Below are 15,395 nucleotides of genomic sequence, written 5' to 3'. Positions count from 1 at the left end.
TATATAAAATTAAATGATATCACATGCCTGAAATAAAGAGAAACGTTAATAAATAAAAGAGACTGCCTATTGGCAATCTCTTTTAATGTATTAACGGAAAGAAGATACGTTATTACCCTTTGCTTCGTAATAGTCTAAAATACCTTGATAAATTGCTTCTGCTGCACTTTGTTTCTGTGCTGGTGTAGCGATTTTATTTGCATCATTCTTATTATCTACAAATGCTAATTCTGCTAATACAGCTGGCATTGTATTATATTTTATTACGTACCAATTATCCTTTTTCACACCACGGTCATATGTCCCAAGTGCTGCTACAAGGCGTTTTTGAATTTTTTCTGCTAATAAGCGACTGTCTTCCGTATGTGGATTCGTTGATCTTGTCGGTGCTGCTGCATAATAGAATGTTTCTGTACCGTGTCCATTTTTTTCATCCGAACCGTTACCGTGAATACTTACGAAAATATCACCCTTATTTTCATTAGCAAATTCTACTCTTTTTCTTAAAGAATCACTAGCATCTACTCCTGGGCGTGTATCGTTCGTACGTGTTAACTTAACAGTAAATGGTGTCTTTTTCTCAAATAGTTTTTGTAATCGTAAAGATGTATCTAATACGATTTGACTTTCTTTCTCGTAATAACCAACATTACCCGAGTCAATTCCACCGTGACCTGGATCAATAATAATCGCTTTACCTTCTAAGAAGTTCTCTTGTTTTACTGGGTTTAATTGATTTTTATCAACCCATTGGAAACCAGCGCCTACGCGGATACGAATCCAGCTTCCACTCTCTTCCATAACCGTTACTGTTTGTGCATTATATGTACCTAGCACTTTAGAACTATGTGAAGCTGTTTCATAAGTAGTAAATCCTTCATTAATCGTTTCTGTTTTTTCTGTTAGAGGTGTCCACTTCTCACCTTTACTTGTTACAATTTTTAACCAGCCGTCTGCTCTTTGTTCTTTCACTACAACCATTTGTGGCTTATGCTGAACATCAGTAATACCAGATGATAATGATGGTTGATGATATGTAATAAAGTTTCTGTTCATATACATTCTTTTTGATGTATCTGTTTTATTTTGATCAGCCATCGCAATAAACTGAGCTGCTTCTGCACGAGTTACAGTTCCTTCAGGCTCCCAGCCATTTCCCGTACCTTTAGAAATCTCTAAAGCTACTAAAATATTAGCTTGTTTCTTACCCCAATGAGGTTCCAAATCTTTAAACTGTGTTGGAAGTTCTCCAATAATTTTCTTATCTAATGAGTATGCTTGTACTAACATAGATGCCATAGATGCACGGTTAATTTGGCTTGATGGATTAAATTTACCAGTACCATCTCCACTAATTACACCTGCTTTTTCCACTGCAGCAATGTACGGAGCTGCCCAATGGTTTTGTGCATCTTTAAAAGATGGCTTTGCTTTTGGATCAATTGGTAAACCAAGAACGACTGCTAAAATTTTTGCAGCTGATCCTCTATCTACTGCTTCAGATGGAGAAAACGTTCCATCTGGCTTTCCATCAAGCGCCTTTTTTCCTACTAAATAATCAACTGATTGTTGCGCCCATGAAGGAACATCCGAAAACTTCTTCGCTGCTGCGAAACTACTTACTGGAGACGATAATAAACTTGCGGCTAAAATACCTGCCGCGACTGCACGATACTTCATAAAAAATAATACTCCTCTCGACAATCATCTTTTAATAACGCGTAATCTTAATATATAAATCCCTGCAAATTCGAACAAAAAAAATTAGTGCGCCTCTATTATTTTATAATACTCGAATTATGTAGTAAACCTAATTTCTTAATATTGTAAAATAAATTACAATTAATTTACTCTTTGTTAAATAAAGTCGATTTCTCTGCACACAAAAAATAGGCTACTAGAGGTAGCCTATTTCTTTTCTTATTCTGCAATCATCTCTGATAATACATATGCATAAACAAGTGCTTCTGTATGAGCAATCGAACTTTCATGTGTACGCTCAAATGCATGAGAAGAATCAATACCTGCTCCAATTAATGCATGTTTCACATCAAATCCAGCGCGAATTGCGGCTGATGCATCCGATCCATAGTACGGATAAATATCTACTTTATATTCAATATTGTTCGTTTTCGCAAGCTCTACTAAATGTTTACGTAGTGCATAATGATACGGACCACTAGAGTCTTTTGCACAAATAGATACTGTATACTCGTCAGATGCTTGTCCATCACCTAGCGCTCCCATATCAACCGCTAAATATTCAACCGTTTCTTCTGGAATGTTAGAGTTACCACCGTATCCAATCTCTTCATTGTTAGAAATTAAGAAATGAGTTGTATATGGTAATGTTACGTTTTCATCTTGTAATCGCTTAATTAATTTTAATAGAATCGCAACACTTACTTTGTCATCTAAATGACGTGATTTTATGTATCCACTCTCTGTAATTTGAACGCGCGGATCAAATGAAACGAAGTCTCCTACTTCAATTCCTAATTCACGTACTTCATCAGCTGAAAATACGCGCTCATCAATGCGAACCTCAATATTTTTCTCATCGCGTTTCGCCTCACCTGCATCTTTATATACATGTACAGACGTTTGATGCATTAAAATCGTTCCTGTATACGTCTTACCACTTGATGTTTCAATTTCACAATATTCCCCTTCTACAGAGTTCCAGCGAAATCCGCCAATCATAGAAAGACTCAGACGACCATCTGGCTTAATTTCTTTTACCATCGCACCTAACGTATCAACGTGTGCTGTTAATAAACGGTGCTGTGCATCATTTTTCCCTTTTACCGTTAAAATAAGAGCGCCTTTATTGTTACGCTTCGTTTCTACATTCCACTCACTTACATAGTTTTCAATAAAACGAATGATTTTCTCTGTATTTCCAGACGGACTTGGAATAGAGACAAGCTCCTTAATCAATTCCATCGTTTCTTTCGTATGATGTGCCATTGTCATTTCCTCCTCATTTTTCCTATTATTTAGTATACCGAATTTACTATAAATCCTCTACTCATATAGCTTAATTTTCTAAATTATAGTAAAATTCATTTTAGTATATAAAAGGAGTTATACAATATGAATATATCAAAAAAATATGTACACATTGCACTCATTTGGTTTTTAGCATCATTACTTTGTTTACAATTTTCTTATGCAGTTCATACTACTACTTCTATTACAACTGGCTGGGTATTAACAGCTATCTTCTTCATTATTAGCTTAATTGCAACAAAAAAGCATAGCGTTAATGAGTAACGCTATGCTTTTCCTACAAATCTATTCTTCTGAAACATCCAACAAGTAAATACCTCTTTCAAACCCACCGCGCTCTATCTCTTTTTGCTTACGAAGACGTTCTACATCTTCAATTGTCGCACCTTCTGCACGCGCTAATGAGATGATTACTTCCAGTGCATCCGCAAGAGAATCAAGCGCATGTTCACGCTCTTTCATAGAAGCAAATTCACGAATTTCTTCTGTTCCAATTTTCGCTAAAGCTTGTATGTATGCTTGTCCTGTTAATTTTTGTGCTGTATATGTTTTTCCAGACATTAAAATCTTCTCTGGAACACGATCTCTTACTAACTTGTTATATACTGACATCATCCACCCTCCTATGTTTAATAGCAGCCGAGCTCTGCCTTATAAAATAACCACTCTTTTTTCACACAAGCACTTAACATATCAATTCCTGATCCGTGTGCCCTTACTGCCGGAAAGAAATAATGCTCTGGTTCTTCTTTCTTATCGCCATATAAGGTTTGGTACTCATCAGGAATCGCCTCTTTTTTCACATCCCGTTCTTTCTCCACTTCACCTGAGAAAGCAACAATTGGATGCCCTTCAAAGAATAGTGCAGTTCGTACCGCAAGAGATGGTGTACTATGCAAAGCATAATAAGTAAGTAAAATAATAACGATAACACCAATAATTTTCTTCATATATTACTCCTAAAAAAAGTGCTAACACAATTATACTAAAATGTGTTAGCACTTTCTCCCCTTTACCTTAAATTAACCGTTAGTAAAACTATTACTACACTTTATTCTCCTTTAAATGCCGGCAAACGTTTTTCTAAAAATGCAGCAATACCTCCTTTATGATCCGCAGTTTGTCTCATCGCATATTGACCGCGTTTTTCAAGCTGCAGCGTTTGTTCTAAATTGGAGCGATTTACTTCACATAAAATTTGTTTCGTTTGAATCATCGCTTTAATCGGTTTTTGTGACCATTCACTAATCTTTTGCTTCACAGCTGTTTGGAAATCCTCGCCAATTACTTCATCAATTAAGCCGATATCAAGCGCTTCGCTCGCTGATAATTTCTTTCCTTCCCAAATAATTTGCTTCGTCATATTTTCACCAACGCGCTTTTGAAGGAAGAAATGGCCGCCGCCATCTGGAATTAAAGCGATTCCAATAAAGTTCATCGCAATAATGGATGAAATATCTGCCATCACATAGTCAGCTGTTAGCGCAATACTTAATCCAAGACCAGCAGTTGGTCCATGAATCGCACTAATAACGAGCTTTGGCATCGTATATAAAGTCACAACGACTTCAGAGATAGTATTCATAATTCCATCAAACTTGCTTTCATCATTACTTGAAAGCATCGATTTAATATCTCCACCCGCAGAAAAACCACGGCCGTTCCCGCATAACACAACAATGTGTGCAGAACTCTCCGCTACTTCTTTCAGTTTTTGTAATAACTCTTTTAACGTTGGCTCATCTAATGCATTTAACACCTCTGGGCGATTGACCATAACCGTTGCAACGTGCCCTTCATATTTCACAATGACAGATTCTGTTTTACTTGTTACTTCCATTATATATACCCCTCTTTTCTACACAAAGATTATACTTATATAATTATAGAAAGGATGTGAAAAACCCTTCTTTTTTCTTAATTTTCTGTCTAATAATCTCGTAATTTGTATATCACCTTGCATAAAACATACAATTTCGTTGAAAAATATAGAAATTAAAGTCGGTTTATCCCGGCTCTTCATCTATTTACCATTACAATAAAATGGTGTATTCTTAAGTCTGATATAAAAATTAAATATAGAAATTCATTCCCCTTCCTATTATATAGAGGGGTGCTGAAATAAAGGAATGAAGAAATGGAGGAACATATGGTTACTAAGTTAAAACAGACGGATAACTACTTCCCGCATTTCCTACTGCTATTCATCATGTTTCAACCAATTTTAGATTTATTAACGTCTTTTTCAATCTATATATTACACATGAGCGCAACAGTCGGAATCGTAGTCCGTTTCGCCTTTATGCTTCTTGCATTAGGTTATCTACTTCTTCATCATAAACAACAAGGCGCGAAAAAGTACATTCTCTATTTATGTTTACTCGGCATTGCACTGGCAATCGGTCTTGTAAATAATATGATGGTTAAATCTCCAGTTTCATTTGGAGAAGAAGTTAAATTTATTTTAAAGAGCATATATCCAATTGTGCTACTGTTTGGATATATTATCGTCTTTAAAGAGCTAAAAAATAAAGAATATGTGTTTCATAAAATCATTACATATTTCTTATATGCAACTTTAATTTTAAGCATCACAATGATTATCGCAATGCAAACTGGCACTGATTTCCCAAGCTATCCTCACTCAAAAATTGGCTCAAGAGGTTGGTTCTTTGCTGGAAATGATTTAAGTGCTCTCTTCGCGATTATGTTCCCAATCGTTGTCTTATATTCGATTTATAAAACAACTTCTTTCTCGAAAATATATTACTGGATTCCAACAATACTTGCGATGTATGCAAGTATTATGGTCGGAACAAAAGTTGGATATGGTGCAATTGTGCTAACATTAGGCGTAGCACTTTTCTTCTCGTTCATTGAATATATAATAAACCGTAAAAAAGAAAAAAAAGGATTCACATATCTTGTAAACACCATCGTTGCAGCAGTTGTACTAGGAGGTTTAATTGTTCTTACACCGCATACTCCTATCGCAAAAAATATGGGAATCCACATGCAAATATACGAATACAAAAAATCAGTACAAGAAGAACAAGATAAAAAAGAAGGAAAAGTAATTAAAGAAGATCTAGAGGATGCAAAAAAACACGCAAAAGGTGAACTAACAGACTCTGAAGTGAAGAGTTTAATTTATAGTGATCGGGACAAATTCTTAAAAGTATACAAACAATACTATAAAGAAGCACCGCTCTCACAAAAACTTTTTGGAATGGGTTACGCTGGTAACTACACAGTTAAAATTAAATTAATTGAAATGGACTTCCATGACCTATTTTTCGCCTTTGGAATTATCGGTTTCCTTATTTACTTAATACCACTTCTATACTTCGGTATTAAACTGTTCATCCGTATGATCACAAACTTTAAGAAAATTATAACTGTAAAATATATGCTATTATCTAGTACACTCATCCTATCACTTGGCATTGGCTTTATGTCTGGTCACGTATTAACAGCGCCATCTGTTAGCATTTTTTTCATCGTTATACTTGCCTACTTAATTGTTGATTTAGAAATAGAATAGAAAGAAGCAGCATCTATTTGGATGCTGCTTCTTTCTACTCCAGTCATAATTGCTTTTTCTCGCTTAATTAAATTTTTTGTGGACTACTAAAAAAGATCGAATCACATGACGATTCGATCTTTGAAACAAAACTATTTCTTTCTATTGAAACGATGCATGAATCTGCTCCAGCACCTCATCAATATTATCCTTCGTAATAACAATCCCAAAATCTTTCGGCACATTACGATCTTCTTCATTTACAACTTTATGTGCAATTATCTTCCCGACTTCTGGCCTGAAATGATGTCCATCCATATAATTATCTAAGTTCTTTGTTACTGAATTTAAATACATGAAATGATGCACTTCTCCAAATACATCGACAGCATCATGGAGCCACCTTTTATAATCTTCCCAACGCCCTGATTGAATCATCGCACGGAACAATGGCTCTGAAACAGGAGTTGTAAAAATATAAAACTTTGTATTCGGATTATGAGATTTTACAGTTCCTAATATTTCCTTCATATTTTGATACTCATAATTCCCGCCATAAATCTCTCTACTAAATTTATCTACTTGCGCGGCAATTTGTGTGTCACGCTCTTCTTTCGTATACTCACGCATCGATTTTATGTTATCGCGATTATATACATCAATAGTCTTATTGTGATGAATGGAGTTTTGAATTGTATTTCGGGAATATGTAATCCCATCCATACTCACATACGATTTAATTGGATATAGTAAGCTTTGTGCCTCATTAATATATACTTCTGGCTTTTCAAAACCGATTTCTCTATTTTTGTTCGTTCCAAGGAAATCTAAACCAATCACAATAGAAGATAATTCACTACCTTTTCTCTCTTTTGCATATTCAATGTACGCATCGTACTCACGCGGATCTGTACTACTTACCGCATAATTAAATGCGTTTAATCCAGTAAAATCATTCTCATTGATAAACGTTGTTCTACTACTTCCAAGTATAACGCCATCATAAGTAAACGGACGATATGTTATATAATTCGTTTTTTGTTGTCTCTCATTAAACCCAAACTGAACATTATTCCACTTATTTTTATGAGAGAATAACCAAAGTGAATCTGCATAGCCATTAAATATTCCAACACCTGCAAGTGGAACAAAAACACATACAAAAACGAAAATAAGCCACTGTTTGTTTTTCATATTCTCCACCTAGAAATTAAAGTATAAAAACTCACTAATACTCGTTAAATGCAATACACTATACACAAGTAATATTGCAGTAAATAACGCCGTCCATACTGTCGGACGGAATGAGTCTTTTAACTGAATTGAATTTTTTAAGAAGAAACTAATACATAATGCTCCGAAAATATACGCTACTATTTCCGTATTTAATAATGAAACATGGTATGCTTCAGTAAATGAAACACCGTATCCTTTTAAAAATTGTAGCTTCTCAATAACAAATACCGGGAATACGCTATTGGCTAGTTCGAATCCATTAAATCCAAACATTCCTTTTAACACTTTCACCGCATCATGCATCGATGTTGCTCTAAAGAATACCCACGTTATATTAATGAAGAAAAACGTCACGAGCCATCCCGCCCAGGCCGGCATGCGCCCTCCTGCTTTGTTCCACAAACGATGAACGACAGAAGCTAATCCGTGCAGAAATCCCCAGAAAATAAATGTCCAACCAGCCCCATGCCAAAGTCCACTTATTAAGAAGACAATCATAATATTGACGTATGTACGCGTAATACCTTTTCGATTTCCTCCAAGAGAAATATACACATATTTCGTTAAAAACTGGCTTAATGTCATATGCCAACGATGCCAAAAGTCTTGTATACTCACCGCTTTATAAGGTGAGTTAAAGTTTTGAGGCAATTTAATGTTGAACATTAACGCAATTCCAATTGCCATATCGCTATATCCACTGAAATCAAAGTATAACTGAAATGTAAACGCTAATGATGAAAGCCAAGCTTCAACAAAGGTTAGCGACTGCTGTACATCAAACCCTTCCCGTACGACAGGAGATAAAACGTCTGCAATCCCTACTTTCTTGAAAATACCGATGGCAAATACAAAAATACCGAGAACGATATAATTTGATTGCCAACGCTTTTTACTACGATCCGCAAATTGCGGCATAATTTGCGCATGGTGTACAATTGGTCCTGCAATAAGTTGCGGGAAAAATGTTACAAACAGAGCGTAATCAAGAAAATGACATGCCTCCGTTTCCCCGCGATATGTATCTACTAAAAACGCAATCTTTTGGAATGTATAGAAACTAATCGCAAGCGGTAACGTTAATGATAATAATGTAAAATGAGTTCCAAATAACGAATTTACATTTTGCAAAAAGAAATCATAGTACTTGAAATAACTAAGCATTCCTATATTAAATAGTAAGCCTACTGTTAAAAGAAGTTTACTCTTATGCTTCACGAGCCTCATTCCGATAAAGTAGTTCACAATGAGCGATACTAACATAAGCGGCAAATACTTTATGTTCCAATAACTATAGAAAAATAAAGATGCTGCCACAAGCCAAGCTTTCGCTAAAGTAGTTTGTCCAAATTTATTTAATAAAAAATATAAAAGAAATGCTATCGGTAAAAATAAAAAAATAAACTCAAACGAGTTAAATAACACACCATCTCTTCCCTTCTAAACAAATCACACCTTATTCATCTTATCTTATCCAGATAGTGGGTGTCAAAAGGATTCCATACCGCTTTTCTTCTATTATATAGAATAATTATTTTAATCGAATTATTAACATGCTAAAATATTAAAGGCACTATTATAAAAAAGAATATATAATAGATATGTCGTTTTTTTTACGAAATGTATTTCGAAAAAGTGAGGAGAGTCCTTTGGTATTTAGTAGTTCGATTTTCTTATTTATCTTTTTACCTCTCGTATTATTTCTCTATTTTATAGTGCGTGCCGAGCTACGTAATTTCGTATTACTTGCATTTAGTTTAATTTTCTATGCATGGGGCGAACCACGTTTCGTTCTTTTAATGCTCTTTTCCATCGTATTAAACTACTGCTTCGGCCTACTCGTGCATCATTATGATAAACGAAAAAATATGAAAGTCACATTTTTAATTATGGCTGTAGTCGGAAATATACTATTACTTTCTTATTTTAAGTATATTTCATTTTTCACAGACATTTTAAACAACATATTGCACTTATCTATTCATGTGGAACCTATTCCACTACCAATTGGAATTTCATTTTATACATTCCAAGCGATGTCCTATGTCATCGATATATACCGTAAAGATGGGGATGTTCAAAAAAATCCACTTAACTTAGCGCTATATATCTCTATTTTCCCTCAGCTTATTGCCGGACCAATTGTTCGTTACAATATCGTCGCTGAGCAAATTAAAACGCGCATCCATTCTTTTGAACGATTCACAGAAGGTATTCAAATTTTCGTTCTCGGACTAGCAAAAAAGATATTAATCGCTAACCAAGTTGGATTTGTCGCTGATAAAATCTTTGCCTTACCACCATCTGAAATGAGTGTTGGAACGGCATGGATTGGTATTATCGCCTATACCCTGCAAATTTATTTCGATTTCTCAGGGTACTCTGATATGGCAATCGGACTTGGAAAAATGTTCGGCTTTGATTTCCCGAAAAACTTCAACTATCCGTACATCTCTAAATCTATTTCAGAGTTTTGGAGAAGATGGCATATTACACTCGGCTCTTGGTTCCGCGATTACATATATATCCCGCTCGGCGGAAACCGCGTTTCAAAACTAGCGAATTATCGTAACCTTTTCATCGTATGGGGGTTAACTGGTTTATGGCACGGGGCGAGCTGGACATTTATCGCCTGGGGCTTATATTACGGCTTTATTATTTCAATTGAAAAAGCTGGATTCGAAAAAATATTAAACAAACTATGGAAGCCACTGCAACATGCATACGTATTACTAATCGTTATGATCGGTTGGGTCTTCTTCCGAGCTGACAACTTCGCTTACTCTTTCCAATATTTAAAAGCGATGTTCGGCATAGGTGGCCAATCTTTCATCGATGACAATACGATGTTATACGTACATGAATACATTATCGTATTTCTCATTGCCTTTATCGCAGCGACACCAATTTTAAAACGAATGAAAAACATACTAGAACTTGCGCCAAAAACGTATATGTTCACAATGCAATTTGTACGTCCTATATTATTACTAACATTATTTATGATTTCGGTTATGTACTTGATTAACTCAACATATAATCCATTTATTTATTTCAGGTTTTAACTGATGTAGGAAGGAAACGTTATTATGAAAAAATTGGGGAACCTCATCCTGTTTATCGGTTTTCTCACCATTATCTTTTCATTTGGCATATTATCGTTACTCAAAACAGACCGAGACATTTCACCAGTTGAAAATCGGCCGCTCGCTCAAAAACCAGCACTTACGAAAGAAGCTCTCCTAACTGGTAGCTTCTTTAAAGATGTCGAAACATACACAAATGATCAACTAATCGGACGAGATGAGCTTATTAAAAACTATACAATTGCTCAAATTAATATGGGCAAATCTCTCATTAACGACATTATTTTAACTGATGATAAATGGCTCCTGAAAAACCCGGCGTGGACAAAAAAATATAATGAAATTGACCAATCCATGCCTGCTATAAACGATTTGTCGCAGTTTTTAAAAGAACAAAACGTTGAGTTTTACTTTGCTTTACCACCGTCAAAAACGAATGCATTATCATTTAAATTACCTTCTCATATTCACACATATGCACAGGAAAATTTAAATTACTTTCTAAAGAAGCTTCCAGCAGACGTAAAGCCAATAAAACTGATGGAACACTTTAAACAGAACTATACAAACGAAGAAATACAAGACATGTATTTCAAAACAGACCATCATTGGAATATGGACGGTGCCTTCTTAGGTTACCAATATATAATGAACACAATCGGGCAACAATCTTCTATATATAAAGGAAAAGAAATAAAAAAAGAAGACTACACTCGGACATGTGCGCAAAATAAACATTTAGTTGGAAGTTTTAACAACCAACTATACCAACTCATCGATGCCAATGGTGAAAAATTATGCTACTACACACCGAAAGACGGTTTCAACTTCACAAGCGTAACCGCAAAAGATGTGCAAGGTACTATTCACCAAAACTTAGATGAAATATACGGCGTAGAAAAACAAAAAGATACAACATCATACGCAGGTTATTACACAGATGACTATCCAGAAATCGTCATCGAAAATAACAATGCACAAAATGAAGTACGCGCCCTAGTCCTAAAAGACTCATTCGCAAACGCAATCGTGCCACACTTAGCACAAAATTTCAAACACACATCTATCCTCGACCTGCGTCACTATCACGAAAAAGATGTATATCAATACATGAAAGACAACAATATTAACATGGTATTGTTCGTGTATAGTGATTCGAATTTGAGTGGGGATATGTTTAAATTTAAGAAATAAAAAGAAGGCTCTTGTACATGTACAAGAGCCTTCTTTCTATTAAAAAATCAGTGGGGATGAATCCCCACTGATTTTTTACTTTATCTATAATCGACTTATAGATTTGGGTTGTTAAGAACGTTCACTTGTACTGCTTGTGAACCAATTTCACTTGTTACAACATTCTTATCGCCTAATACTTTGAATACTAATGTACCTTTGTCAGTGTACTTAGTAGTTAAAGCATCATAAATATCTGCTTTAAAGTTGTTGAATACTGAATCACTTGATGCTGTTACTGTTACATCGCCAAGTTTTTGGTCAAAGATGTCATAATGAGCATTACCATTTGTATCAAGGTAAAGAGTTCCTTTATCTTTGCCAGACTTCACAACACGTACTTTATGTTGTGTTTCTTTTGTTAAGTTAATACCTTTTACGATATCATCAAGGTTACTCTTCTCAAGTTCTAATACAGTACCGATGTTAATTTTCTTCTCAACGAAGTTTTCTGTTTGAACTGGTTTGAAGTCTACAGATTTAATAGCGATTTTCTCTTGAACGATTTCTAATGTCGCTTTACCAGCAGTTGCACCATTTTTCGTTAAGTGGATATCAACTTTACCTGGTTTTAAACCTTTAACAACAACTTTATTTCCAACAATTTCAGCTGTAGCTACTGCTGGATTTTTAGACTCAACTTCATAACCTTCTAAGTTTTCAGGATCAGAATATACGCGATCTGAAGTGTACTTAGATAATTGATACTCAACTGTGTTAGCCACATTTAAGTCAAGTTTTGAATCAGGTGATTCACCGTATTTACCTACTTTAGATACAAGTTCGAAGTTTTTGAATGCAACGTTACCTTCTGTTACGTTCACATATAATGAACCTAAAGTTTCACCGTTAGCATTTTGGAAGTGAACTGTACCTTCGCCTACTTCATTACCTGTAACACCAATTGTTTTTGTACCGATTGAGCCAGCATCAGTTGTTGTTACATCTAATTTTTTCACTACGCCAGTTTTTGGAAGAACCTCTTTAATTGCAGCTGTGTTAGCACCAAATGGATCGCCATATTGGTCAGTTGTTACGAAAGTAACAGGTAACTCTTTATTTTGAACAACTTGTAATTTATCTGGATTAGCTTTTACTGATTTTAACGTACGAGAACCAGTCGTTACTTTGAATTTAACGTCTTTTGTAACGTCGCCTACTTTAATAGTAAGTGTAGCTTCACCAGCAGCTTCAGCTGTAATGTAGTTGTTTACTACAGAGATAATACCGCTGTTTGAAGATTTAATGCTAATTGAGTTTGGATCAACTACTTTATCTTCTCCAGCGATTGTAGCAACTACGTTATGGATTTGTGCTTTTTCACCAACCACTAACGTTTGGCTGTTTAGTTTGAAGTCTTTTCCAGTCAATGTATTACCGTATACTACACCGTTTTTATCTGCATCTACCGCAAATACAGTACTCTTAATTGCAGAAGCTGGTGTATCAAGGTTTTTCACTGAAATAATACCAGTGTTAGAAACAGTTAAACCACCGCGTTTTGTAACTTGAACCTCTACTTTGTAATCACCGTGAGAAAGGCCAACACCAAGTTTACCTGTAGAAGAAGTTGACTTTCCACCCTCAAAAATGTTTGCTGGTGAACCGTCTAAGTTATTTGCTACAAATTTGACGTCATGGTTTGCTAAGTTTAAGTACTCAACATCAGCGTTACCTTTTTCGTCGTTTAATTTGAAGACAATTGCTTGACCAGCACGATCATCATCAAATGTAAGTTTTTCTACAGCTAATTTTTTCACTTCGTATACGAATTTCGCTACGAATGATTGATTTTTAACTTTAATGCTTAAGTCTTTATTAGGAGCTACTTTGCCACCAAGTGTTACTACAGCAGAAGTACCATCAGCACTTGCTTCAATCGCAACAGCTTTATCTCCTTCAAGAGTTACATCATCAGCAGAAAGTTTATCTAAACCAGTACCTGTTAATGTTAATTTCGCTGGTTCAGAAATTTTCACATCTGTTACATATGCTTGTGCATTATCTTTTTTACCATACTTTTTATCTGTTAATGCGATAAATTGAGCTGCTTCTGCACGAGTTACAGTTTTATTTGGCTCCCATTTCGTACCAGTACCTACAGAGATTCCAAGGTTAATTAGGATGTTTGCTTTTTCTTCACCCCAATGTTTTCTTAAATCATCAAATGTTGTAACTAACTCGCCATTAACTTTATCTTTTAAGTTATAAGCACTTACTAACATAGAAGCAAATGAAGCACGGTCAATCTTTCCTTCTGGATAGAAGTTTTCTTTGCCGTCACCTTTAACGATACCAGCTTTTTCAACTGCTGCGATATATTTAGCAGCCCATGTATTTTTAGCATCTTTGAAAGAAGGTTGAGCATTTTCATCAACTGGTAAATTTAAAATTTTAGTGAAGATTACCGCTGCAGAAGCACGATCGATTGATTCGGTTGGACCATATGTACCGTCTGGCTTACCTACAATTGCACCTTTATCTACTAAGTAGTTAATAGATTCTTCTGCCCAATGTCCAGCTGGAACGTCTGGGAATGATTTACCTGCTGCTGCTACTGGAGATACAACACCTGCTACCATTGCTGCTGTCATTGTACCTGCGATTACTTTTTTGTAAGAGTTAGTCTTTGCCATTTTATAAATTTCCTCCTTCAGGAATATGCTACTAGTTTCACATCATATTAAATTTGAAAACTAGCTAGTTAGAAAAGCCATAAAACAATAAAAACATAAACAAAAACACTATAATGAAAAGTAGTTCACATAAAAAATGATACAAACCGTTAGATGTAAATATAAGGTTTAAATACCATTTTCTGAAACAAGTTCATCATACTATACAAAACCATTCGTTATCAAGAACTTTCTCAAAAGAAGATTCGACACATTCTGATAATTCGGTCTTTTTATCGTACTATTAAGATATCTATAATACTTAAATATAGAAATGAATAAACTGTTTTCCTATAAACCACTCTCAATGCGCTTCGTATATTTTTCATATCGAATACACAATTGGAATTATAGCACATATTTCCACTTCATCACCTAAATATTTTTTACAATAAATACAATTTTCAGACTGCATTCGACTGAAACTATTTCATTTCGACATTTTTTTCTTCTTTTCGAATGTTTTTTTAACAAAAAAAGGTGTTAATTTACAAAAAATTTACATATCAATGAGGTATTCTTCTATTTTTGAAAGCGCTTTTTATTTGTTTCTCAATAAGGCTACTCCTTTCAATCTCAAATGTATATGAAATAAGAGCAAAATAAAAAGCCTATGATACTCATAGACTT

The 15,395-nt window shown here is 34.9% G+C and carries 12 protein-coding genes; 4 read left to right on the top strand and 8 right to left on the bottom strand.

The window, feature by feature from the left end:
* Positions 1 to 90 precede the first annotated feature (90 nt).
* Both NST14_RS05080 and NST14_RS05075 read right to left on the bottom strand, forming a co-directional pair.
* Complete coding sequence (locus NST14_RS05080; RefSeq protein WP_048557122.1) at positions 91 to 1,680, bottom strand: N-acetylmuramoyl-L-alanine amidase; 1,590 nt, start codon at positions 1,678 to 1,680, stop codon at positions 91 to 93.
* A gap of 240 nt (positions 1,681 to 1,920) precedes the next feature.
* Positions 1,921 to 2,970, bottom strand: a complete 1,050-nt coding sequence (locus tag NST14_RS05075) for a M42 family metallopeptidase (RefSeq protein ID WP_000930097.1) — start codon at positions 2,968 to 2,970, stop codon at positions 1,921 to 1,923.
* A 126-nt stretch (positions 2,971 to 3,096) separates the two neighbouring features.
* Between NST14_RS05075 and NST14_RS05070 the strand changes: the two genes are divergently transcribed.
* Positions 3,097 to 3,276, top strand: a complete 180-nt coding sequence (locus NST14_RS05070) for a hypothetical protein (protein WP_001027091.1) — start codon at positions 3,097 to 3,099, stop codon at positions 3,274 to 3,276.
* 21 nt (positions 3,277 to 3,297) lie between these two features.
* On the opposite strand, the gene NST14_RS05065 is transcribed toward NST14_RS05070, so the two are convergent.
* From NST14_RS05065 to NST14_RS05055, 3 genes are all read right to left on the bottom strand, one after another.
* Positions 3,298 to 3,624 carry a nucleoside triphosphate pyrophosphohydrolase gene (locus tag NST14_RS05065; protein WP_000118158.1) on the bottom strand — a complete coding sequence of 109 codons (327 nt, stop codon included), beginning with the start codon at positions 3,622 to 3,624 and terminating at the stop codon, positions 3,298 to 3,300.
* A gap of 17 nt (positions 3,625 to 3,641) precedes the next feature.
* Complete coding sequence (locus NST14_RS05060; protein WP_000720155.1) at positions 3,642 to 3,962, bottom strand: hypothetical protein; 321 nt, start codon at positions 3,960 to 3,962, stop codon at positions 3,642 to 3,644.
* Between the two features lie 101 nt (positions 3,963 to 4,063).
* Positions 4,064 to 4,852, bottom strand: a complete 789-nt coding sequence (locus tag NST14_RS05055) for an enoyl-CoA hydratase (RefSeq protein ID WP_341118359.1) — start codon at positions 4,850 to 4,852, stop codon at positions 4,064 to 4,066.
* Positions 4,853 to 5,161: 309 nt separating this feature from the next.
* Between NST14_RS05055 and NST14_RS05050 the strand changes: the two genes are divergently transcribed.
* Complete coding sequence (locus tag NST14_RS05050) at positions 5,162 to 6,556, top strand: O-antigen ligase family protein (RefSeq protein ID WP_229143332.1); 1,395 nt, start codon at positions 5,162 to 5,164, stop codon at positions 6,554 to 6,556.
* 141 nt (positions 6,557 to 6,697) lie between these two features.
* Here the strand turns inward: NST14_RS05050 and NST14_RS05045 are convergent, their stop codons facing one another.
* Positions 6,698 to 7,729: a hypothetical protein gene (locus NST14_RS05045; RefSeq protein ID WP_000792077.1), complete on the bottom strand. Its 1,032-nt coding sequence runs from the start codon at positions 7,727 to 7,729 to the stop codon at positions 6,698 to 6,700.
* A gap of 9 nt (positions 7,730 to 7,738) precedes the next feature.
* On the bottom strand, positions 7,739 to 9,196 hold the full coding sequence (locus NST14_RS05040) for an MBOAT family O-acyltransferase (protein WP_000898520.1): 1,458 nt from the start codon (positions 9,194 to 9,196) through the stop codon (positions 7,739 to 7,741).
* Positions 9,197 to 9,420: 224 nt separating this feature from the next.
* On the opposite strand from NST14_RS05040, the gene NST14_RS05035 reads away from it, so the two are divergent.
* Together NST14_RS05035 and patB1 are read left to right on the top strand one after the other, a co-directional pair.
* Positions 9,421 to 10,836, top strand: a complete 1,416-nt coding sequence (locus tag NST14_RS05035; RefSeq protein ID WP_000232139.1) for an MBOAT family O-acyltransferase — start codon at positions 9,421 to 9,423, stop codon at positions 10,834 to 10,836.
* Between the two features lie 24 nt (positions 10,837 to 10,860).
* Positions 10,861 to 12,051 carry a secondary cell wall polysaccharide O-acetyltransferase PatB1 gene (gene patB1 / locus NST14_RS05030; protein WP_229143333.1) on the top strand — a complete coding sequence of 397 codons (1,191 nt, stop codon included), beginning with the start codon at positions 10,861 to 10,863 and terminating at the stop codon, positions 12,049 to 12,051.
* Between the two features lie 95 nt (positions 12,052 to 12,146).
* Here patB1 and NST14_RS05025 read toward each other — a convergent pair whose 3' ends face one another.
* Complete coding sequence (locus NST14_RS05025) at positions 12,147 to 14,726, bottom strand: S-layer homology domain-containing protein (RefSeq protein ID WP_001140724.1); 2,580 nt, start codon at positions 14,724 to 14,726, stop codon at positions 12,147 to 12,149.
* Positions 14,727 to 15,395: the final 669 nt, after the last annotated feature.

Source organism: Bacillus sp. FSL W8-0519 (genome assembly GCF_038005585.1).
Lineage (GTDB): Bacteria > Bacillota > Bacilli > Bacillales > Bacillaceae_G > Bacillus_A > Bacillus_A paranthracis.
Note: the sequence above shows the minus strand (reverse complement) of the source record. Positions and strands in the feature narration are given on the sequence as shown.